We start from the raw sequence: 20100 nt of genomic DNA, 5'->3' as shown, positions 1-20100 counted from the left end.
ATCTCCAGGCCGCACCGCTTCTTCAAGGGAGGACGCGGAGCGTCCAGAACGGCATGCGACGCGGAGCGTCGCACGATAGTCGAGATTATCGTTCCTCACGCTACAGCATGGGCACGATAATGTTCTTTTGCGCGACGCTAAACTGGCCTGAATAACGGGGCGATAGTTATATAACTATACGTTGGTATACCTCACTCATACTTACAGATAAACATGAGCTACTTTTGCAGGTTTCTACTGTTGATCGAAACGCTATAAGCTTTACCTCACTGTCCGGCAACTATTAACTCACGGCCTTTATCTGTTATCGCTGACTGCCTGTTTGCTTATAAAACGGGTGGGTCTGCGCCTGCGCGGCCGGCTCGAGGTGAGCAATGCATTCGATATTTGAATTCGGTAAAAGCCTGCGGACGCCCCGTTTCGTAAAACCCGGTGCACGCACGCCTTATTGGGCCGATGGTATTTGCCTGGCCATCCTGACTGTGTTTATTGGCCTGTTCATTTATGGCTTTGGCCAGATGATGCAGCCACTCACTGTGCTGAACTCCAGCCCCATGAGCCTCGATCCGGCGCGCCTGCCCGAATATGCCTTGCGCACCACGCTGCGTATGTTCATCGCGCTGGGCGCTTCATTGATCTTCACTTTTGTAGTGGCCACGCTGGCAGCCAAAAGTCGCAAAGCCGAGCAGGTGATCATCCCGGCGCTGGATATTCTTCAGTCGGTACCGGTGCTGGGTTTTCTGACGTTCACCGTGACCTTCTTCATGGGCCTGTTTCCCGGCCGGCAGATGGGCGTCGAATGCGCAGCGATCTTTGCCATCTTCACCAGCCAGGCCTGGAATCTCGCGTTCAGTTTCTATCAGTCACTGCGTACTGTGCCCAGTGACCTGAACGAAGTCAGCCGTCAGTTCGGGCTGTCTGCAGTACTGCGCTTCACTCGCCTGGAACTGCCGTTCGCCATTCCGGGGCTGGTGTGGAACATGATGATGTCGATGTCCGGCGGCTGGTTTTTCGTGGTCGCCTGCGAGGCCATTTCGGTCGGCGACACCACGGTCAATCTGCCGGGTATCGGTTCCTGGCTGGCGCTGGCCATCGAGCAGAAAAACCTGACCGCGATTGCCTGGGCAGTGGGCGCAATGGGGCTGGTGATTCTGGCCTATGACCAATTGCTGTTCAGGCCGATCGTCGCCTGGGCGGACAAATTCCGCTTCGAGCAAACCGCATCGTCGAAGCGTCCGCGCTCTTGGATGTACAGCCTGCTGGGCCGCTCCCGAGTGGCACCGATGCTGGGTTCGGTCCTGGCTGCGCCGTGGAAATGCCTGATGCTGATCGACTGGCGTGTGTTCTCCCGGCTGTGGAAAGTGAAGCTCACCCCGGGCGTCGCCCGTGTGCTCGACTACGCGTGGCTGGGTCTGGTCATGGCTGCCTGCCTGGCCGGCAGCGTGTACCTGTTCAGGTTCATCGAGGCGTCACTGGGCGCCAGCGACATGGTCACGGCCTTTGGTCTGGGCCTGGCGACGATGGTGCGTGTGATCGTACTGATCGTCATTGCGAGCCTGATCTGGGTGCCCGTCGGTATCTGGATCGGCCTGCGTCCGGTCTGGGCCGAACGCTTGCAGCCAATCGCGCAGTTCATGGCGGCGTTCCCGGCCAACGTTCTGTTTCCGTTTGCGGTGATCGCGATTGTCGGCCTGCATCTGAACCCGGACATCTGGCTGTCGCCGCTGATGGTGCTCGGCACCCAGTGGTACATCCTGTTCAACGTGATCGCCGGGGCCAGTGCCTTGCCGACTGACCTGCGCGAAGCGGCGACCATGTTCAATATGCGCGGCTGGCAGTGGTGGCGCCGTGTCGCGCTGCCCGGCGTGTTTCCCTACTACATCACCGGTGCGCTGACCGCGTCGGGTGGTTCGTGGAACGCCAGTATCGTCGCCGAAGCGGTTTCCTGGGGCGATCAGCATCTGGAAGCTGCAGGCCTGGGGTCATACATCGCCAATGCGACCCAGGCGGGTGACTTTCCGCGCGTTGCGCTGGGCATCGTGGTCATGTCGGTCTTCGTGATTGCGTTCAACCGGTTGCTGTGGCGCCCGCTTTACGGGTTTGCCGAGCGACGTCTGAGTCTTGTCTGATCTTGTGTAAGGGGAGGGCGCCATCATGATGGCTGTCGAAACGCGTTGCCTGGTAGATGTTCAGAAAGTCCGACATGTGTACGGCAAAGGCAGCAAAGAGCGCCTGGTGCTGGATGACGTGACCCTGACGCTCAACGAGAACGAAATAGTGGGCCTGCTGGGCCGGTCCGGTTCGGGCAAGTCGACCCTGCTGCGCTCCATCGCCGGGCTGGTGGTGCCCACCGAAGGTGAGGTGAATTTCCCGCGTCGTGCGCAAGGGCGGGCGATGTCGGTGGGTATGGTGTTCCAGAGTTTTGCGCTGTTTCCCTGGCTGACCGTGCTGGAAAACGTCGAAGTCGGCCTCGAAGCGCAACGTGTGCCCGCCGCGGTACGCCGCAAGCGCGCACTGGCGGCCATCGATCTGATCGGCCTGGACGGTTTCGAGAGCGCCTACCCCAAGGAGCTGTCCGGAGGCATGCGTCAGCGTGTGGGTATGGCGCGCGCGCTGGTCATTGATCCTGACGTGCTGTTGATGGACGAACCGTTTTCCGCGCTCGACGTGCTCACCGCCGAAACCCTGCGCACTGACTTGCTGGACATGTGGAGCGAAGGGCGCATGCCCATCAAGTCGATCCTGATGGTGACGCATAACATCGCCGAAGCCGTGCTGATGTGCGACCGCATCCTGCTGTTCTCCTCCAATCCTGGGCGGGTGATCAGCGAGATAAAGGTCGATCTGCCCCAGCCGCGCAACCGCCAGGACCCGATCTTCCGGGCGCTGGTGGAAGAAATCTACGTGCTGATGACCCAGGACAACGACGCCGGCGAGATTCGTCAGGGCGTGTTCCCGGGCACCGGGCTGGGGATGGTGTTGCCACAGGTTTCCACCAACGCACTCGCAGGGCTGATCGAGGCGATTCACGCGCCGCCCTACAGCCTGAAGGCCGACCTGCCGGAACTGGCCGCTGCGCTGCACTACAATGCCGACGAGCTGTTCCCGATTGCCGAGGTCCTGCAGCTACTGCGCTTCGCTGAACTGAAGGGCGGCGACATTCGCCTGCTGCCAGCCGCCAATCGCTATGCGCTGGCGGATGTCGACGAGCGCAAGCAACTGTTCGCCCAGCACCTGCTGAGCTTCGTGCCGCTGGTGGCGCACATTCGGCGGGTGCTGGATGATCGTCCCACGCACACGGCACCGGCACGGCGCTTTCGCGATCAACTCGAAGACTTCATGTCTGAAAGCGATGCCATGCAGACCCTCAACGCAGTGATTCAATGGGGGCGCTACGCGGAGTTGTTTGCCTATGACGAACTGGCCGATCAGTTCAGCCTGGACAACCCGTCCTGAGGTTTGTAGGACATACTCAACGGGCCTTTTGCAACCAGCGGGATGATGCGCATGCGTGAACCGGAATCCTACGGCAAGGCCGCTATGGCGGTGCGGCTGATTGCGTTGCTGATGCTGGCGCTGGTCATTGCGGTTGCCGACACCTTGACCGACCTGGAAATCGCCGTGGGCGTATTCCAGATTGTTGTGGTGCTGCTGGCGGTCAGGTTCCTGCCGGCCACAGGCGTTATCGCGATGGCGTTGCTGTGCATGGTGCTGACCGTGATCAGTTACGAGATGACGACCTCCAGAGGCAGTGAGGCGTCCGGGCTGATCAATTGCATTATCAGCCTGGCGGCCATTGCCATGACCACCTGGCTGGCGCTGCGCATGGCGCTGGCCATCCGCTCGGTACATGAAGCGCGCTCACAGCTGGCGCGGATCGCACGGGTCAATCAACTGGGTGAACTGACGGCGTCCATTGCCCACGAGGTCAATCAGCCGCTGTCGGCCATTGTCACCAGCGGTAATGCCTGCCAGCGCTGGCTGGCCACCGAGCCGGTCAATCTGGAAAAGGCCCGGCAGGCCGTCGACCGCATGATCAGTGACGCGAACCGCGCCGGTGACATCATCGTCCGGGTGCGCGCGCTGGCGAAGCGCTCGTCCACTCACAAGGAGTGGATCAGCGTGGCCGATACCGTCGCCGAGATCGTGGCGTTGGCGCACAGCGAGATAGAGGGGCAGGGCGTCGCACTGCTGGTCGACGTTCCGGAGGGCCTGCCGCCGCTGCTGGCTGATCGGGTGCAGATCCAGCAAGTGTTGCTGAACCTGATGCTCAATGGCGTCGATGCGATGAAAAAGCTCGAGGCGGATCAGGCGCAACTGGAGATTCGGGTGGGCTGGCATGACGGCGGCGATATCGGATTTGCGGTCGGCGATAACGGTATCGGCGTGCCACCGGAAAACATCCATCGGTTGTTCGACGCGTTCTACACCACCAAGGAGGAAGGCATGGGGATCGGTCTGGCGATCAGTCGTTCGATCATCGAAGCTCATGGCGGACGCATCTGGGTCACGCCCAACCCTGCAATCGGTGCTACGTTTCACTTCACCCTGCCCACCGGAAAGATGGAAACCTGATGAGCACAGCCGCCACCGCCTCACCGACCGAAGAGCCGATCATCTACGTCCTCGATGACGACCTGTCGGTGCGCTCCTCGCTGGAGGACCTGCTGGCCTCGGTCGGATTGCGCAGCATGCTGTTCGGCTCGACCCGCGAGTTTCTGGACACCCCGCGCCCTGATGCGCCGGGCTGCCTGATTCTGGACATCCGCATGCCGGGCATGAGTGGCCTGGATTTTCAGGAGCATATGGCCAGGTCGGGGATTTCCCTGCCGGTCATTTTCATCACCGGGCATGGCGACATTCCCATGTCCGTGCGGGCCATGAAGGCCGGTGCGGTGGAGTTTCTGACCAAGCCCTTTCGCGACCAGGACTTGCTCGACGCCATTCAGCAGGGGTTGGCGCAGGATCGCAGCCGGCGCCAGAGTGCCGCCGTGGGTGCCGAACTGCAGCGCCGCCACGCCAGCCTCAATCTCGGTGAGCAGCAGGTGATGGAGCTGGTGGTCAGCGGCCTGCTCAACAAACAGATTGCAGCCCGGCTGAACGTGAGCGAAATCACCGTCAAGGTCCGCCGTGGTTCGGTGATGCGCAAGATGGAAGCCGATTCCCTGGCCGACCTCGTCAAGTTCGCCGAGCGCCTCAAAGAGCTGCACTGATCGACGACTCACACCGAGCCCTCATCGTTATACACAAGTCCGCTTTTGATTCTGGCCGGAGGCCGCTACAGCCTCCAGAAACAGGACGTTTGTACTCAGCGGCTGACTAATTCACCAATTGCGGCAGTACATAGTTACGCACGACGTACAGCGAACCTTCTGCGCTCAAGTGCCCCGAGTCGATCTGCAGCAGAGAGCGGTTGTCTTCCAGGCGTACCAGGCAGGCATCGGCGATGCACAGTTTGTCGATCAGCGACACGAACTGGATGCCTGCCGATGCGGCCAGTGCGCGGGTTGCCTGATCCACCAGCATGACGCTTTGATCCAGAGCCGGATCGCGGATGTGCGATTCGCTCAGCCCCCAATGACGGTTGGCGATGACACTGGGCAGCGACGGGTTCCACTGCGGGACCGGGCCGATCAGCACGATATGCTTCACGCCAAGACCCTTGAGCCGGACCGCGATCTGCGTCCAGTCGGTCTTGTCGTGCCCGTCCTTCTGCGCGATGACCACGATGTCCGGACGCAGCTTTTCGATGCCCTGCAGGGCCGTTCTGTTGGAGTAGTCACAGGCCCTGCTGGTCGCAGAGGTACGTCCTTGATGGTCACTCAGAGCGGGGCGGCAACTGGCCGAGGCGACCTGATAGAAGGGCGTGCTGTGCGTCAGCAAGGTACGCAAGCCGAGCGACAGCGCCTGTGCGTGAGAATCGCCCCACAGGAACACGCCGCCCACCCCCTGTTTGCGGGTGCAGGCTTCGTCGATGCCAGATTGACCGCGCTGGGTCAGGGCGGAGAAGGCGTCACATTTCAGCCAGTAAGGCTCGTACAGGTTGTGCTGACGATCAGCGTATTCCTGAATGAAACGTGCCTTGTCCGAAACGCTGACCGGGCGCAGTGGCGATACCACGCCGCCAGTCGCACTCACCAGTGTTCCGCCGACGAACAGCAGAGCGGTCAGCGTGCCGAACGCGGTACGTCTGCTGCGCTGATCAGACGACGGTCTGCTGGCGGGCTGCTCGATCAGCCGCCATGAGACCAGACCCAGCATCACGGCCACACCGACGCCCACCAGCACCGTGCGGGTCTCGCCCAGCAACCCGGCGTCATTCATCCACACCACCACTGGCCAATGCCACAGGTACAGCGAGTACGACCGTGTGCCGGTCCATTGAGCCAACGGGTTACAGGTCAGCAGTGAGTCGTTGCGTGCAGCGACGATCACCGCGAACGTCCCCAGCACCGGCATCAGCACCAGATAACCCGGCCATGTGTCCTGCACGGACAGCAGAAAGAAACCGGCCACGATCAGCGTCAGTCCGATGTGTTCCAGAACGCGCTGCTGCAGGGCCTTCAATTGCAGTGGGAACAGGCAGGCGACGCCACCTGCCAGCAATTCCCAGGCGCGGGTCGGCAGCAGGTAAAACGCCGCCTCCGGCCATTGCGAGGAGGCCGACACGCACGCCACAAAGCCTGTCAGGCTTGCGCCCAGTACCCACCAGCGCAGGTTGTGCAGCGCGACGAAGCGACTGAGCATCAGCAGCGCAATCGGGTACAGCAGGTAGAACTGCCATTCCACCGACAGCGACCAGGTGTGCAGCAGCCATTTCTCATGGGCACTGGCGGTGAAATACCCCGCCTCACGCCAATAGACAATATTGGAAACGAACCCCAGGCTGCTCGCCACATGCGTGCCCAGCGTGCTGTAGTCCAGCGGCAGCAGAGCGAACCAGCCCAGCAGCAGCAAGGCAAAACACAGCACAGCGAGGGCCGGGACGATGCGTCTGGCCCGTGACGTATAGAACGCCGCCAGCCTGAATTTACCGCGCCTCAAGCCGCGCAGGATGATCCCTGTGATCAGATACCCCGAGATCACGAAAAACACATCCACACCGGCAAAGCCGCCAGGCAGCCAGTCAGGGTGGAAGTGGAAGAGCAGCACCGCAATCACCGCGATGGCGCGCAGGCCATTGATGTCTTTTCTGAAGTCCATTGGAGAAAGCCATCCGTTGGCTGATCGTGAGGAAGAGGGGCCGGAGATCAGCCGAAACGTATCGGCGGCCAGCGTGGTGGTGATGCGGTGGCGGTCAGCGGGCAGTCGATGACAGTCCGGGCGTATGGCTCGCAGAAGGTTGTCTGCCGGCAATCACATGACCAATGGCCAGGCCGATGAACAGGTTGGCGGCAGCGACCTCGAACATGTCGGTGGTCCAGCTGATCAGGCACCAGCAGAAGCTGATCGCCAGCAGCATATGGCCGACACGGGTCTGATCATCGATCAGTCGGAACAACAGCGGAATCTGCAGCGCATACAGCAGCAAACCGAGCACGCCCAGCATTGCCCAGAGGTACAGGGCAGAGCTGTCCATACCGAGAAAGACCCCGGCACCGTCCACCGGAAACAGCCCCATCGTACTGCCGACCATGCCGAAGCCTGCGCCGCTGATCATCCAGCCTTCGCGACTCATCGCATTGATCAGGCCGGGCCAGGTGTTGATCATCCGGTCATACAGCGAGGCCAGAGAGCCGCCGCTGCTGACCGCGTAGGCATCAGGGCTCACAATCAGGCCCAGCGCCGGCAACAGCAGACCGATGCCTACCACCACGGTGCACACTGTCCTGCAGGTCCAGCTCATCCTCCGCAACAACAGCAGCACCATGGTCAGGGCGAAGGCCGCGGCTGGCGCTTTGCTGGTGGTCAGCACGATGGCGTAAAGCGCCACTGCACTCAGCAACAACATCATCAGGCGCGAGCGCAGGAACATGATCAGGTACAGCGTGTAGAAGGCGATCATGATCGACAGCACGTTGGACACTCTGGCGAAACCGGCAATGCGATCCACCTCGTCCGCACTCCATGAGGTATTGGCGCTTAACTGCGTCTCACCGACGCTGTAGCTGTAGCCCTTCCACGGCACGGAGGTGAGCTTGTCCAGGGCAATCCCCAGCAGCGAGGCCAGCAGGCAGAACGCAATGGCGCGGTAAAGCAGCTTGCGGCGATACAGCAGGTGCCGGCCACATACCAGACCGAACACCAGCGGGCTCAGCGCGAACAGGCTGAACGCCAGGTTGTGCACGCTGGCGCGATGCAGCATGGCCAGCAGCCCGGAAAGCAGCCACAGGATCGTGAATGTCCAGAACAGCTTTCCTGCCCTGAAGGTGCGCAGTTCGAGCGCAAACAGCAGGATGCAGGCGGCTTTGGGCAGATAGAGCAGGGGACTGAGGCCTGCCTGATCGAAGTAGAAGCGCAAGGCCCCGGAGAAGGTCTCGACCAGCATCAGGCTGATGGCGACCCACACCACCACCGTGGACTTGTCAAAGGACATTAACGACGACCTGGCGTCGACGCCGTTCGCAGTATTCAACGCCATGCTGGCTGCCTTGTGAAATACGTCAGGGGAATTGCGCGGACAAAGCTACCGCCCGACGATCACGGGGACGTGTCGACACAGGCAGGCTTTGGGAGATGGGGGTCTGGAGCGGACGCTCGCAACGGCATGACAACAGGTATATCAGTCGCAGTTGGGGCAACTGTCAATTAATTAGTCAGGATTAGTGGTTATGCGCCGCACGCCCGGTGCCCGGGACAGGACGCGGAGCGTCCGGAACGGCATGCCCACGCTGGAGCATGGGCACGATAGTGTTCCTGAGAACCCCTATCGTTCCTCACGCTCGTGGGAATGCCCTTCGTGACGCTCTGCGTCACCCATCTGCGGACTACGGGTATTTACGTTTGTCCGGTGCAGGCGGGAAGTACTGATAGAGCCAGGTCTCGCTCAGCGTACGGTCGCCAGTGCGGATGAACATGCGCATTTCGACCGGCTCGACCGAGTCGCTGTCCGGTACCCAGTCGAAGGTGACGCGGTAGCCCTTGATGTCCGGCAGCACGAGGATGTTGAAGTCCTGCACCTTGCCATGGGTGACCGTGACGATGGGTTCGATCCCGGTGCCTTCCGGCAAGCGATCCAGACCGCCGCCGTTGAAGTCCACCGCAAAGCGGCGGGCCCAGGTTTTCGGGTAATGCTCGCCCGGTGCCCAGCCTTCGAGGAAGCCGCCCATGCCTGAACGTGTCGCGTGGACCTGTGCCAGCGGCGTGCTCACTGGCGGCAGCGGGCTCCAGAACAGTTTGTAGCCGTAGTTCATCGAATCCCCGGCCTTGACCGGCGTCTTCGGTGTCCAGAACACCACGATGTTGTCCATCGTTTCGCCCGTGGTCGGCAGCTCCAGCAGGCTGACCTCGCCTTCGCCCCACGCCGTGATCGGCTCGACCCACAGGCTTGGACGGCGGCTGTACCAGACGACGGTGTCCTGATAGCTGGAGAATTCGTGATCGCTCTGCACCAGCCCGAAGCCTTTCGGATCGGTGTCGGAGAACGCACTGAATTGTGGTTTGGCCGGGTTATTCAGCGGACGGCAGATCCACTCACCATTGCCACGCCACATCGACAGGCGATCCGAGTCGTGGATTTGCGGGTGGATGGTGTCGCACATGCGGCGTTCGTGAGTGCCGCAGCTGAACATGCTGGTCATCGGTGAAATGCCCAACTGCTGGATATCGGTACGCGCATTGACGTGCGCGTCGATTTCCATGACCACCTGACCGGCCTGACAGTCGATGTCGAAGCGGTAGGCACCGGTCGCGCTCGGCGAGTCGAGCAGTGCGTAAACCACGAAGCGTGTCGCGTTCTTGTCCGGCGTTTCGAACCAGAACTTGGTGAAGTCCGGGAATTCTTCCTGACGCTTGGCGTAACTGTCGATGGCCAGGCCGCGTGCCGAGAGGCCGTATTGCTTGTTGCTGTCCACAGCGCGGAAGTAGCTGGCGCCGAGAAACGAAACGACGTCATTGATGGCGATTTCAGGCGCCTTGAACAGTTTGAAACCGGCAAAGCCCAGGTCGCCCTTGACCAGGTTCTTGTCGATGCCGCTGTTCTCGTAGTTGAACAGGTCATGGCGGAAGTGCACTTCGCGCGCCTGCTTGCTCTGCGGATCGACGCTGTACATGCGCACGGGCGTCTTGAAGCCCATGCCGACGTGGAAGAAATGCACGTCGAGCTGGCCGTGGACGTCTTTCCACAGCGAGTGATTCGGGTCGTAGCGGATGGCATTGAATTGCTGCGGCGTCATGTTCGCAAGTACCGGTGGCAGCACCTGCTTGTTGCTCACATACCCTTTGCTCGCAAGCTTCTTGGCATGCGCCTGCAACTCTGCAAAATCGAAGTGTTCGATCTCGCCATCGGCTGCGGCGGCCAGTGCCCGCGCAGCAAAAAGCCCTGAGGCCGATACGCTGCCGTAGGCGGCCAACGCCATGGACGCTTTCAGGAGATTTCTGCGATTCATAAAGGTGAAGCCTCTGAGTAATTCTGTGCGTCCTGCACAAAAAATGGCGCGCCAACGACTCCTTGCCGAACGCAAACTACCCACAACAGATAACAAAGACGAGATACGGTTCGAAAATCGGCCAAAAAAAAACGCCGATCGTGGGTAATGAATCCGGCGTATTAACGGCTATAACGCTGATTTTTGCAGCGCTTTAGACTAATCGATTAAGCGCATCGCCGCTTGGCGCAAGGCTTTCAGACGATCGAGGCAAAAAGCGCCGGTCAACTCGATGCCTTCGGCCGACGCTAAAAACTTTTTTGCCAAGCAATATTCAGCAATCATTTTGCTGGCGTGCGGGCCCACGACCTGCACGACTTCAGCTCGATTGGACCGCTGGGCAGCACCGCTATCGCACATTCGTTCAGCTAATAGTCCTGACGAAAGTTTCATTCCGCGTGTTATATCGTAACGCTATGATTCACTGGCATTCAGATGCCAATGCAGGGCTCTCCAAGGGGCGATAAATAAGCGGGTGCCGGGGTAGTGATGCGGGTTGATTTGGATGAGCACGAAGGCCTTGAAGGCCTGCCGCGTTTTCAAATGGCGGTGCAACAGGTTCGGCGTCTGGGACGATTGATGTATGTGACCGGTGGGGTAGGGGCGTTCGGGCTGCTGCTGGCGTTGTCCATCGATCTGTTTTCCCCTGGCTCTTTGTGGATGGCGGTGCTGTGCAATGCCTCGGCGGCGTTGTTTCTGCTCACGGCGGGCTTGCAGTCGGCGCGGCATGTCGCGCTGTGGCGGGCTCGCGCGTTGCGTTCGCCGGATGCAGATACGCTCGATGAAAACCTGTCTGCTGGCGACGAGAGCGGCTGGTACGAGCGCCTGCTTGAACGGCTGAGTGACTCCGGCAAATCGCTGGTCAGGCACGTGGGCAGCTCGGCCCTGTGGCTTACCGGTTGGGCGGTGCTGGCGTTGATCGTCGTTCGCGCCTTCTGGAACCTGGCGCTGTCCGGCGCCGACCTCTCCACCGCCGGTAGCCTGGCCGGCAGCGTCATGCTGCTGTTGGCGTTCGGGCTGCTGGTCATCGAGCGACAGCTGAGCAGCGAGTCCGACAGTCAGTCGCCGGAGGCCTGTGCGCTGGCGCAACTGGTGCGCATGACGCTCATCGTCCTGCTGATCGGCGCGCTGTGCCTGTTTTTCTCCAGTGCAGAGCGTGTCTGGCCTGCGCGGCTGGCGGTGTTGATCGGCCTGCTGCCGCTTGGCGTGGCGCTGGAGTTCCTGCTGCGCGCTGTGCTGTCGGTGTTCAGCCCGCGCAACCCACGTAGCGAACCGCGCCTGCTGGCTGCGAGTTTCATCGCTGACCTGTTGCGCTGGCCGCCGCGCCCGCTGCTTGCCCTGCAGCACGAACTGCACAACCGTTTCGGCATCGATCTGCGCCAGATCTGGGCCTTTACCTACATGCGTCGCGCCTTTTTGCCGGTGCTGGCGGTGGTCGCAGCGCTGGGCTGGGTGCTGAGCGGCGTGCATGAAATCCCCATGCAGGGGCGGGGCATTTATGAGCGCTTCGGCAAGCCGGTCGATGTATTCGGTCCCGGTCTGCATGTGGGTTTGCCCTGGCCGTTCGGGCGCGTGCTGGCCGTCGAAAACGGTGTGGTTCATGAGCTGGCGACCAGCGTTTCTGCCGCCGACACCTTCGAGCAGACGCTGGACCCGGCCGAAGGCCCGCCACCGGGCAGCGCCAACCGTCTGTGGGATGCCAGCCATATCAACGAAAAATCCCAGGTCATTGCCAGCAGTGCCGGCGACAAGCAGAGCTTTCAGATCGTCAACATGGACGTGCGATTCGTCTATCGCATCGGCCTGACAGATGCCGCAGCCATGGCGTCGACCTACAACAGCGCTGACATTCCGGCCTTGATTCGCAGCACGGCCAGCCGGGTGCTGGTGCATGATTTTGCTTCACGCACGCTGGATGAACTGCTCGGCGAACAGCGCAGCGGCCTGGCCGATGATATCGGCAAGGCCGTGCAGGCCGACTTGCAGCGTCTGGACAGCGGCGTCGAATTGCTCGCCACGGTGGTTGAAGCCATCCACCCGCCCGCCGGTGCGGCCAACGCCTATCATGCTGTGCAGGCTGCGCAGATCGGTGCACAGGCGCTGATCTCCCGCGAACGCGGCGCGGCCAGCGACAAGGCCAATCAGGCGCAGCTCAATGCCAGCGTGGCGCGTGATCAGGCCAGTGCCGCCGCCCGCGAAATTCTGGCCGGCGCACAGGGTGCAGACCTGCGCTTCAGTGCTGAACGTCAGGCCTATGCCAAGGCAGGCCAGGCGTTTTTGCTGGAGCAATACCTGGCCCAACTGACCGAGGGCCTGGGCAATGCGAAGTTGCTGATACTGGATCATCGTCTGGGCGGCGACAGTGCGCCGACCATCGACCTGCGTACCTTCACCCCACCGGCAGACCCAACGGCGCCGCGTAAAGCCGTTCAGTAAGGAGTCGTCCCTTGAGTCTGTTCCATCATCATCACGATCACGCCGACCACGATAGCCATGACAGTCACGGCCATGGCGGCCACGGTCATCAACACCATCATCATGGCGCGAGCGGCCCGGCAGCGTTCCCCTGGCGGCGGGCAAGCCTGGCAGCGGTGCTGATCGCGTTTGCGATTGCAGCAGCGAGCCTGGTGCAGGTGCGTTCGGGCGAGGCGACTGTCGTCACGCGCTTCGGCAACCCGTCCCGGGTCCTGCTGGAGCCGGGCCTCAACTGGCGCTGGCCGGCACCGTTCGAGGCGACCATCCCCGTGGACCTGCGCCTGCGCACCACCTCCAGCGGTCTGCAGGACGTCGGTACCCGCGATGGCTTGCGCATCATCGTTCAGGCCTACGTGGCGTGGCAGGTGCAGGGCGACGCCGACAACGTGCAGCGCTTCATGCGCGCAGTACAGAACCAGCCCGACGAAGCGGCGCGGCAGATCCGCACTTTTGTCGGCTCGGCGCTGGAAACCACGGCGAGCAGTTTCGATCTCTCCAGCCTGGTGAATACTGATGCCAGCAAGGTAAATATCACCGCCTTCGAAAATCAGCTGCGCCAGCAGATCGATCAGCAACTGCTGGCGACTTACGGGGTGCGTGTCCTGCAGGTCGGCGTGGAACGACTGACCCTGCCGTCGGTGACGCTCAACGCTACCGTGGACCGCATGCGCGCCGAGCGCGAGACCATCGCCACCGAGCGCACCGCCGTGGGCAAGCGTGAGGCGGCGCAGATTCGTTCGGCCGCCGAGCGAGACGCACGGATTGTCGAAGCCGATGCCACGGTCAAGGCGGCCGATATCGAAGCACAGTCGCGGGTTGAAGCCGCGCAGATCTATGGCCGTGCCTATGCGGGCTCGCCGCAGCTCTACAACCTGCTGCGCTCGCTGGACACGCTGGGCACCATCGTGACGCCCGGCACGCGTCTGATACTGCGTACCGACGCTGCGCCGTTCCGCGTGCTGGTGGACGGCCCGCCGACGCTGGATGGCAAGAGCGGAACGCAGCCATGAGCCAGCCGGTCGACGAAGCCGTGGCGCAGCGCCCGCCAGTGAACAGCCCCTGGTTGCAGGCCAGTCGTCTGGCGTTTATAGGGCTGTATGGCGTGACACTGCTCGCCGCGCTGGCCTGGGCGACGTCCAACGTGCGCCAGATCGATCCACAGAACCGCGCGGTGGTCATGCACTTCGGCGCGATCGAGCGGGTTCAGAACGCAGGATTGCTGGTCGCCTGGCCACAGCCGTTCGAACAGGTGGTGCTGCTGCCTTCGGCTGATCGGGTGATCGAGCGGCGCGTGGAAACCCTGCTGCGTTCGCCTGCCGCGTTGAAGGCCGATGAAGTCGCGACCCTGTCGGCACCCATGAGCGATGCACTGGCAGGCTCCGGTTTTCTGCTGACTGGCGATGCCGGTGTGGTGCAACTGGACGTCACGGTGTTTTACAAAGTGACTGACCCCACTGCCTTCGTGTTGCAAGGCGAGCATGTATTGCCTGCGCTGGACCGGCTGGTCAATCGCAGCGCTGTAGCGCTGACGGCGGCTCGGGATCTGGACACCATTCTGGTTGCCCGTCCCGAGCTGATCGGTGCTGACAGCCAGGCTGCCGAGCGCCGTGAGCGGCTGCGTGGCGATCTGGTGCGCGGCATCAATCAGCGTCTGGCCGAGCTCAAGGCGACAGGCATGGGCATCGGTGTCGAGGTCGCTCGGGTGGATGTGCAGTCGAGCCTGCCGACCTCCGCAGTCAATGCGTTCAATGCCGTGCTGACGGCCAGTCAGCAGGCCGATCAGGCCGTGGCCAATGCACGCACTGATGCCGAAAAGTTGACCCAGACCGCTAATCAACAGGCCGACCGAACCCTGCAAGTGGCGCACGCACAGGCGTCCGAGCGTCTGGCCAAGGCGCAGGCGGCCACTGCAACGGTCGTCAGCCTGACCCAATCAGCCGAAACCCGCAACGACCCCGGTCTTATGCAACGCCTCTACCGTGAACGCGTACCGGTCATTCTGCATCAGGCGGGTTCGGTAACCACGGTCGACCCCAAAGACGATTCCCGCCTGATCATTCAGGGAGCACCACAATGAGTGGCGAAGCCGTTCACACCCACGACGTCGGCCAGCCGCAAGCGCCTGGCAGTCTGCTGAGCAGCGCAGAACAGCGCAGTGCCGCCCGGCAACTGACCCTCGCGATGCTGGCGTTGGGTTTGCTGGGATTGGGACTGGTCTGGCGGTTTTTTGCCCCGGAGCAGGAAGGTGTCAGCCAATTGCTGTTGGGCGCCGCATCGCTGTTGGTCGCTATACCGGTGATCAGCGCCGGTTGGCACAGCTTGCGGCATTCGAGCCTGCACGGCATCACCGACCAGTTGATCGCGCTGGCGATGCTCGGTGCCTGGGCCACCGGTGACCTGATGACCGCCGCGTTGCTGCCGATCATCATGATCTTCGGTCACGTGCTGGAAGAGCGCAGCGTGATCGGCTCGCAGGAGGCCATCGAAGCGCTGGGACGCCTGACCCGCAGCCAGGCGCGTTTGCTGAGCGCCGACGGCAGTGTGCGCGAGGTCGACAACGCGACGCTGAAAGCCGGCGATCAGGTGGAGGTGCGGGCGGGCGACCGCGTTCCGGCGGACGGTCGGGTGCTGTCCGGGCAAGCCAGTCTGGATACGTCGTCGATCACCGGCGAATCGGTCCCGCTGGAAGCCATCGTCGGGGTCGAGGTGTTCGGTGGCGCCATCAATCTGGACGGCCTGCTGCGCATTGAAGTGACCCGCATCGGCGATCAGTCCACGCTGGGCAAGGTCATCGCGCTGATGCAGAGCGCAGAGCGTTCCAAGCCGCCTATCACGCGTCTGCTGGAGCGCTACGCAGGCAGTTACATGGTGCTGGTCTTGCTGATCGCGGCGCTGACCTGGTTTATCACTCAGGATGCGCAGGCGATGCTGGCAGTGCTGGTTGCGGCCTGTCCCTGTGCGCTGGTGCTTTCGGCCCCGGCCACCGCCATCGCAGGTATTGCGGTCGCGGCACGGCACGGCATCCTGATCCGCAGTTCGGCGTTTCTTGAAGAACTGGCTGACCTCAACTCACTGGTTGTGGACAAGACTGGCACCCTGACCTACGGTCGTCTGCGGCTGCAATCTGTGCAGGCCGACGGTCCACAGCATCCGCAATTGCTGGCGCTGGCCGCGAGCCTCGGGTCGGCCAGCAGCCACCCGGTGAGCCGGGCTTTGGCCGGGCTGGTGGACAACGCCCGACTGTTGCCGCTGACCGACACCCGCGAGCGCCAAGGTCTGGGGGTGGTGGCGTCGACGGAGCAGGGCGATGCAGCATTGGGCCGCCCGGAGTTATTCGCACAGATGGGCATCGTCACGCCTGCCGTCCCTGCACATGACGGCCCGCTGGCCGGGCTGTCGCTGGACGGTGTTTTTCTCGCCTGGCTGCTGCTGGCCGACAGTGTCAAACCCGAAGCCCAGGCGGCACTGTTTGAGTTGCGCGGCCTGGGCCTGGGGCGGCAATTGCTGTTGACCGGTGATCGGCAGAGCGTGGCCGACAACCTGGCGCACGATATCGGCATCGCTGACGTGCAGGCGCAGGCGCTGCCTGAAGACAAACTCAATCGCGTCATGGGTGAGATTGCCAGCGGGTTCCGGCCGATGGTGGTGGGCGACGGGGTCAACGATTCGCTGGCTTTGAAGGCGGGCGTGGTCGGCGTGGCGATGGGCGCGGGTGGCGCGGATATCGCGCTGGCGTCCGCCGACATCGTGCTGATCGGCAGCGACCTGCGCCGCCTCGGCACCTGCGTGCGACTCAGCCGCCAGTGTCGTCAGACCCTGCAGGTCAACGTCATCATCGGGCTGGGCTGGACACTGGCGATCGTGGCACTGGCCGCCTTTGGTCTGCTTGGTGCTGCGGGTGCGATGGTCGCAGCTATCCTGCACAATCTAAGCACCCTGTTGGTATTGGGCAACGCCGGACGTTTGCTGCGCTTTCAGGAGCCATTGCTCAAGCTCGACGACGCGGGTGTGCAGCATCAGGTCTCACGCCTGCGCTGATGATCAGTGCGTCAAACGGCTTGAGCTTTGACTAATTCTGTTACAGATTAAGCGCTATGTTTCATTGCGTGATCCAAATTCAGGCTGACTCTCGGCTCGAATCAGAGGGCACAAGGCTGTTCCCCCGCAGTTGATTCATAGCAGTTTTGCCGTCGCCAATGCCTTTTCAGGCCCTTTTGCGGGGCCTTTGCTGGATTACTCTTTTTTGAGTTTCTGGATAAGGGGGTGATTTTGAAATGCTTACACAACGTCCAACGACCTTGCAGAACCTTCATCTGCCGTTGCGGCTGCGGCTCTGGGACGGTCATCAGATGGACCTCGGGCCTTCGCCCAGCGTCACGATAGTCGTCAAGGATCCGCAACTGGTCTCCGACTTCAGCCACCCCAGCCTGGGCCTGCTCGGCAGCGCGTTCGTGGAGGGACGGCTGGAGCTGGAGGGCTCAATCAGCGAAGTGGTCCGGGTCTGCGATGAACTGACCCACGCGCTGGTGGACGATGACGACAGCGCTGGCAATCCGGTCCGGGTCGAGCATGACAAGGACACTGATGCGGCGTCGATTGCCTACCACTACGATGTTTCCAACGACTTCTACCAGCTCTGGCTGGACAGGGAGATGGTCTACTCCTGCGCGTATTTCAAGACCGGCGACGAATCGCTGGAGCAGGCGCAGCAGGATAAATTCCACCACCTGTGCCGCAAGTTGCGGCTCCAGCGCGGTGAGTACCTGTTGGACGTCGGCTGCGGCTGGGGCGGGCTGGCGCGTTTTGCTGCTCGCGAATACGGCGTGAAGGTCTTTGGCATCACCCTGAGCCAGCAACAATTGGCACTGGCTCGCGAGCGGGTTCAAGCCGAAGGTCTGCAGGACAAGGTCGACCTGCAACTGCTCGATTACCGTGACCTGCCGCAGGATGCGCGCTTCGACAAGGTGGTCAGTGTCGGCATGTTCGAGCACGTCGGGCATGCCAACCTGCCGTTGTACGCGCAACGCCTGTTCGGCGCGGTGAAGGAGGGCGGCCTGGTGATGAATCACGGCATCACCGCCCGGCACACCGACGGTCGTCCTGTCGGGCGTGGTGCCGGCGAGTTCATCGACCGCTATGTTTTCCCCAATGGCGAGCTGCCGCACCTGGCCATGATCAGCGCCCAGATCAGCGAAGCCGGGCTTGAAGTGGTCGACGTCGAAAGCCTGCGCCCGCACTACGCGAAAACCCTCGAGCACTGGAGCGCACGACTGGAAGCCCGGCTCGACGAAGCCGCGCGAATCGTACCCCAACAGACCCTGCGGATCTGGCGGCTATACCTCGCAGGCTGTGCCTATGGATTCACCAAAGGCTGGATCAACCTGCACCAGATACTCGCCGTAAAACCCTTCGCCGACGGCAAGACCGGGCTGCCACTGACGCGTGAGGATATTTATGGGTGACGTCCCGTTTAGCCCCTCAAGGCAAGCAGCGTAGCGAGCACAGGTCTCACAGAATCGGTGAAATCAGCCGCGCCACGCGCATACCCAGTTGATGCAGGCGTCGCGTCTCGTGGCTTTCCTGCACGGAGATTTCGCGGGCGAGGTTGAAGTCGGCGGTGAGCATGGATTCCACCTGGCTGGAGAAGTCGCTGTCGACCGTCAGCAGCATCAGTTCGAAGTTAAGGCGGAACGAGCGGTTGTCGAGGTTGGCGCTGCCGATGGCGGTAATCTCGTTGTCGACCAGGACGACCTTCTGATGCAGGAAGCCCGGTTCGTAGCGGAATACCCGCACTCCGGCACGCACAGCATCGAAGGCGTACAGACTTGAAGCGGCATACACCACGTAATGGTCGGGGCGCGACGGCAGCAGCAGGCGCACGTCCACGCCGCGCAACACTGCCAGGGTCAGCGCAGCGGTGACGGCTTCGTCAGGGATGAAGTAGGGGCTGGTGATCCACACGCGTTCTTCGGCCGCGTGGATGGCTTCCACGAAGAACAGCGAGCAGGTCTCCTGCGCATCAGCCGGGCCACTGGTCAGCAACTGGCAAAGCACACCGTCTTCGGGAAATTCATCAGGCAGGCTGAGCGGTGGTAGTTCGCGGGTGGCCCAGAACCAGTCTTCGGCGAACGACTCCTGCAAGCAGGCGACCACCGGGCCGATGACTTGCACATGAGTATCGCGCCATGGGGCCAGCGGTGGCTTCAGGCCCATGTATTCATCACCCACGTTATGACCGCCTATATAGCCTTTCAGGCCATCGACGACGACGATCTTGCGGTGGTTGCGGAAGTTGATCTGAAAGCGATTGAGCCAGCCGCCGCGTGTGGCGAAGGCTTTTATCTGCACGCCACCGTCGCGCAGCTTATCGATATAGGCACCTGGCAGAGCGTGGCTGCCGATGCGGTCGTAAAGTACAAAGATCGCCACGCCTTCGGCGGCTTTTTCCAGCAGCAGCGATTGCAGCTCGCGCCCGAGTTTGTCGTCATGAATGATGAAGAACTGAATCAGGATGGTCTTTTTCGCTTCACGGATGGCCTGAAAAATGGCCCCGAAGGTTTCCTCGCCATTGATCAGCAACTTGACCTTGTTGTTGGCCAGCGCCGGCATGTTGCCCAGCTTGGGCATCGCACGCAGTGCCGCATAGGCATCTGATCGACGCGCAGCCACAGCTTCTTCCATCCATGGGCGCCAGTTGAGGCTGCCGATCGCGATCCGCATTTCCTGGTTGGCCTGGCGGCGCGCCTTGATGTACGCGTCGAATGAGCTTCGGCCGAACACCAGATAAGGCAGCAGGGTGAAATAGGGAATGAACAACAGCGGCATCGCCCAGGCAATTGCGCCTTGGGAAGTCCGCACCGTCAGCAATGCATGGATGGCGGCGCCTGTACCGAGTAAATGAATGAAACCCAGGACGTAACCGAAAAAGTACGGGTCGTGATAATCCATGTGGAACAATGCTCCTCGCCTTTGCTGCCTAACAGACCACAGCTGAACGGGAATGTCGCTATTTAATTCCGGGTGCAACTGGGCGACATGT

At 61.8% G+C, this 20100-nt stretch carries 14 protein-coding genes; 9 read left to right on the top strand and 5 right to left on the bottom strand.

Going from position 1 to position 20100, the window contains the following annotated elements; genetic code table 11:
* The first annotated feature begins 374 nt into the window (after positions 1–374).
* The 4 genes from LIX91_RS23650 to LIX91_RS23635 are packed head-to-tail and all read left to right on the top strand — an operon-like array spanning position 375 to position 5213.
* A complete protein-coding gene (locus LIX91_RS23650) occupies positions 375–2129 on the top strand; it encodes an ABC transporter permease (protein ID WP_226489280.1) in 1755 nt (584 codons plus the stop codon).
* A gap of 22 nt (positions 2130–2151) precedes the next feature.
* Complete coding sequence (locus tag LIX91_RS23645; protein ID WP_024640682.1) at positions 2152–3456, top strand: AAA-associated domain-containing protein; 1305 nt, start codon at positions 2152–2154, stop codon at positions 3454–3456.
* Positions 3457–3507: 51 nt separating this feature from the next.
* Positions 3508–4575 (top strand): sensor histidine kinase, encoded by a 1068-nt coding sequence (locus LIX91_RS23640; RefSeq protein ID WP_226489279.1) that lies wholly within the window; start codon positions 3508–3510, stop codon positions 4573–4575.
* A complete protein-coding gene (locus LIX91_RS23635) occupies positions 4575–5213 on the top strand; it encodes a response regulator transcription factor (protein WP_003340244.1) in 639 nt (212 codons plus the stop codon). Before LIX91_RS23640 ends, LIX91_RS23635 begins: the two co-directional genes overlap by 1 nt.
* A gap of 106 nt (positions 5214–5319) precedes the next feature.
* On the opposite strand, the gene LIX91_RS23630 is transcribed toward LIX91_RS23635, so the two are convergent.
* The 4 genes from LIX91_RS23630 to LIX91_RS23615 all read right to left on the bottom strand — a co-directional run bounded on the left by LIX91_RS23630 (position 5320) and on the right by LIX91_RS23615 (position 10979).
* On the bottom strand, positions 5320–7203 hold the full coding sequence (locus LIX91_RS23630) for an acyltransferase family protein (protein ID WP_226489278.1): 1884 nt from the start codon (positions 7201–7203) through the stop codon (positions 5320–5322).
* Positions 7204–7297: 94 nt separating this feature from the next.
* Complete coding sequence (locus LIX91_RS23625; RefSeq protein WP_180301310.1) at positions 7298–8581, bottom strand: hypothetical protein; 1284 nt, start codon at positions 8579–8581, stop codon at positions 7298–7300.
* Between the two features lie 346 nt (positions 8582–8927).
* On the bottom strand, positions 8928–10547 hold the full coding sequence (locus LIX91_RS23620; RefSeq protein WP_010434024.1) for a glucan biosynthesis protein D: 1620 nt from the start codon (positions 10545–10547) through the stop codon (positions 8928–8930).
* Positions 10548–10745: 198 nt separating this feature from the next.
* Positions 10746–10979 (bottom strand): hypothetical protein, encoded by a 234-nt coding sequence (locus LIX91_RS23615; protein WP_146052081.1) that lies wholly within the window; start codon positions 10977–10979, stop codon positions 10746–10748.
* Positions 10980–11075: 96 nt separating this feature from the next.
* Here LIX91_RS23615 and hflK (LIX91_RS23610) point away from each other — a divergent pair, with 96 nt between their 5' ends.
* The 5 genes from hflK (LIX91_RS23610) (at position 11076) to cfaB (ending at position 18523) form a co-directional block, all read left to right on the top strand.
* Complete coding sequence (gene hflK / locus LIX91_RS23610) at positions 11076–13022, top strand: protease modulator HflK (protein WP_226489277.1); 1947 nt, start codon at positions 11076–11078, stop codon at positions 13020–13022.
* An 11-nt stretch (positions 13023–13033) separates the two neighbouring features.
* Positions 13034–14071: a protease modulator HflC gene (hflC, locus tag LIX91_RS23605; protein ID WP_226489276.1), complete on the top strand. Its 1038-nt coding sequence runs from the start codon at positions 13034–13036 to the stop codon at positions 14069–14071.
* Positions 14068–15138 (top strand): protease modulator HflK, encoded by a 1071-nt coding sequence (gene hflK, locus LIX91_RS23600; protein WP_226489275.1) that lies wholly within the window; start codon positions 14068–14070, stop codon positions 15136–15138. The genes hflC and hflK (LIX91_RS23600) overlap by 4 nt, the downstream gene beginning before the upstream one ends.
* On the top strand, positions 15135–17099 hold the full coding sequence (locus LIX91_RS23595; protein WP_226489274.1) for a heavy metal translocating P-type ATPase: 1965 nt from the start codon (positions 15135–15137) through the stop codon (positions 17097–17099). The genes hflK (LIX91_RS23600) and LIX91_RS23595 overlap by 4 nt, the downstream gene beginning before the upstream one ends.
* A gap of 236 nt (positions 17100–17335) precedes the next feature.
* A complete protein-coding gene (gene cfaB / locus LIX91_RS23590) occupies positions 17336–18523 on the top strand; it encodes a C17 cyclopropane fatty acid synthase CfaB (protein ID WP_226489273.1) in 1188 nt (395 codons plus the stop codon).
* 46 nt (positions 18524–18569) lie between these two features.
* Here the strand turns inward: cfaB and cls are convergent, their stop codons facing one another.
* Positions 18570–20009 carry a cardiolipin synthase gene (gene cls, locus LIX91_RS23585; protein WP_100073155.1) on the bottom strand — a complete coding sequence of 480 codons (1440 nt, stop codon included), beginning with the start codon at positions 20007–20009 and terminating at the stop codon, positions 18570–18572.
* Positions 20010–20100: the final 91 nt, after the last annotated feature.

Source organism: Pseudomonas sp. B20 (assembly GCF_020515755.1).
GTDB classification, from domain to species: Bacteria; Pseudomonadota; Gammaproteobacteria; order Pseudomonadales; family Pseudomonadaceae; genus Aquipseudomonas; species Aquipseudomonas syringae.
The sequence above is the reverse complement of the archived record's forward strand: the minus strand, read 5'-3'. Positions and strand labels throughout refer to the sequence as shown.

Bases quoted from the DNA above. Each gene is read 5' to 3' on its own strand.
- LIX91_RS23650 (WP_226489280.1), top strand. From the start codon at position 375: ATGCATTCGATATTTGAATTCGGTAAAAGCCTGCGGACGCCCCGTTTC.
- LIX91_RS23640 (WP_226489279.1), top strand. From the start codon at position 3,508: ATGCGTGAACCGGAATCCTACGGCAAGGCCGCTATGGCGGTGCGGCTG.
- LIX91_RS23635 (WP_003340244.1), top strand. From the start codon at position 4,575: ATGAGCACAGCCGCCACCGCCTCACCGACCGAAGAGCCGATCATCTAC.
- LIX91_RS23630 (WP_226489278.1), bottom strand. From the start codon at position 7,203: ATGGACTTCAGAAAAGACATCAATGGCCTGCGCGCCATCGCGGTGATT.
- LIX91_RS23625 (WP_180301310.1), bottom strand. From the start codon at position 8,581: ATGGCGTTGAATACTGCGAACGGCGTCGACGCCAGGTCGTCGTTAATG.
- LIX91_RS23620 (WP_010434024.1), bottom strand. From the start codon at position 10,547: ATGAATCGCAGAAATCTCCTGAAAGCGTCCATGGCGTTGGCCGCCTAC.
- LIX91_RS23615 (WP_146052081.1), bottom strand. From the start codon at position 10,979: ATGAAACTTTCGTCAGGACTATTAGCTGAACGAATGTGCGATAGCGGT.
- hflK (WP_226489277.1), top strand. From the start codon at position 11,076: ATGCGGGTTGATTTGGATGAGCACGAAGGCCTTGAAGGCCTGCCGCGT.
- hflK (WP_226489275.1), top strand. From the start codon at position 14,068: ATGAGCCAGCCGGTCGACGAAGCCGTGGCGCAGCGCCCGCCAGTGAAC.
- LIX91_RS23595 (WP_226489274.1), top strand. From the start codon at position 15,135: ATGAGTGGCGAAGCCGTTCACACCCACGACGTCGGCCAGCCGCAAGCG.
- cfaB (WP_226489273.1), top strand. From the start codon at position 17,336: ATGCTTACACAACGTCCAACGACCTTGCAGAACCTTCATCTGCCGTTG.
- cls (WP_100073155.1), bottom strand. From the start codon at position 20,009: ATGGATTATCACGACCCGTACTTTTTCGGTTACGTCCTGGGTTTCATT.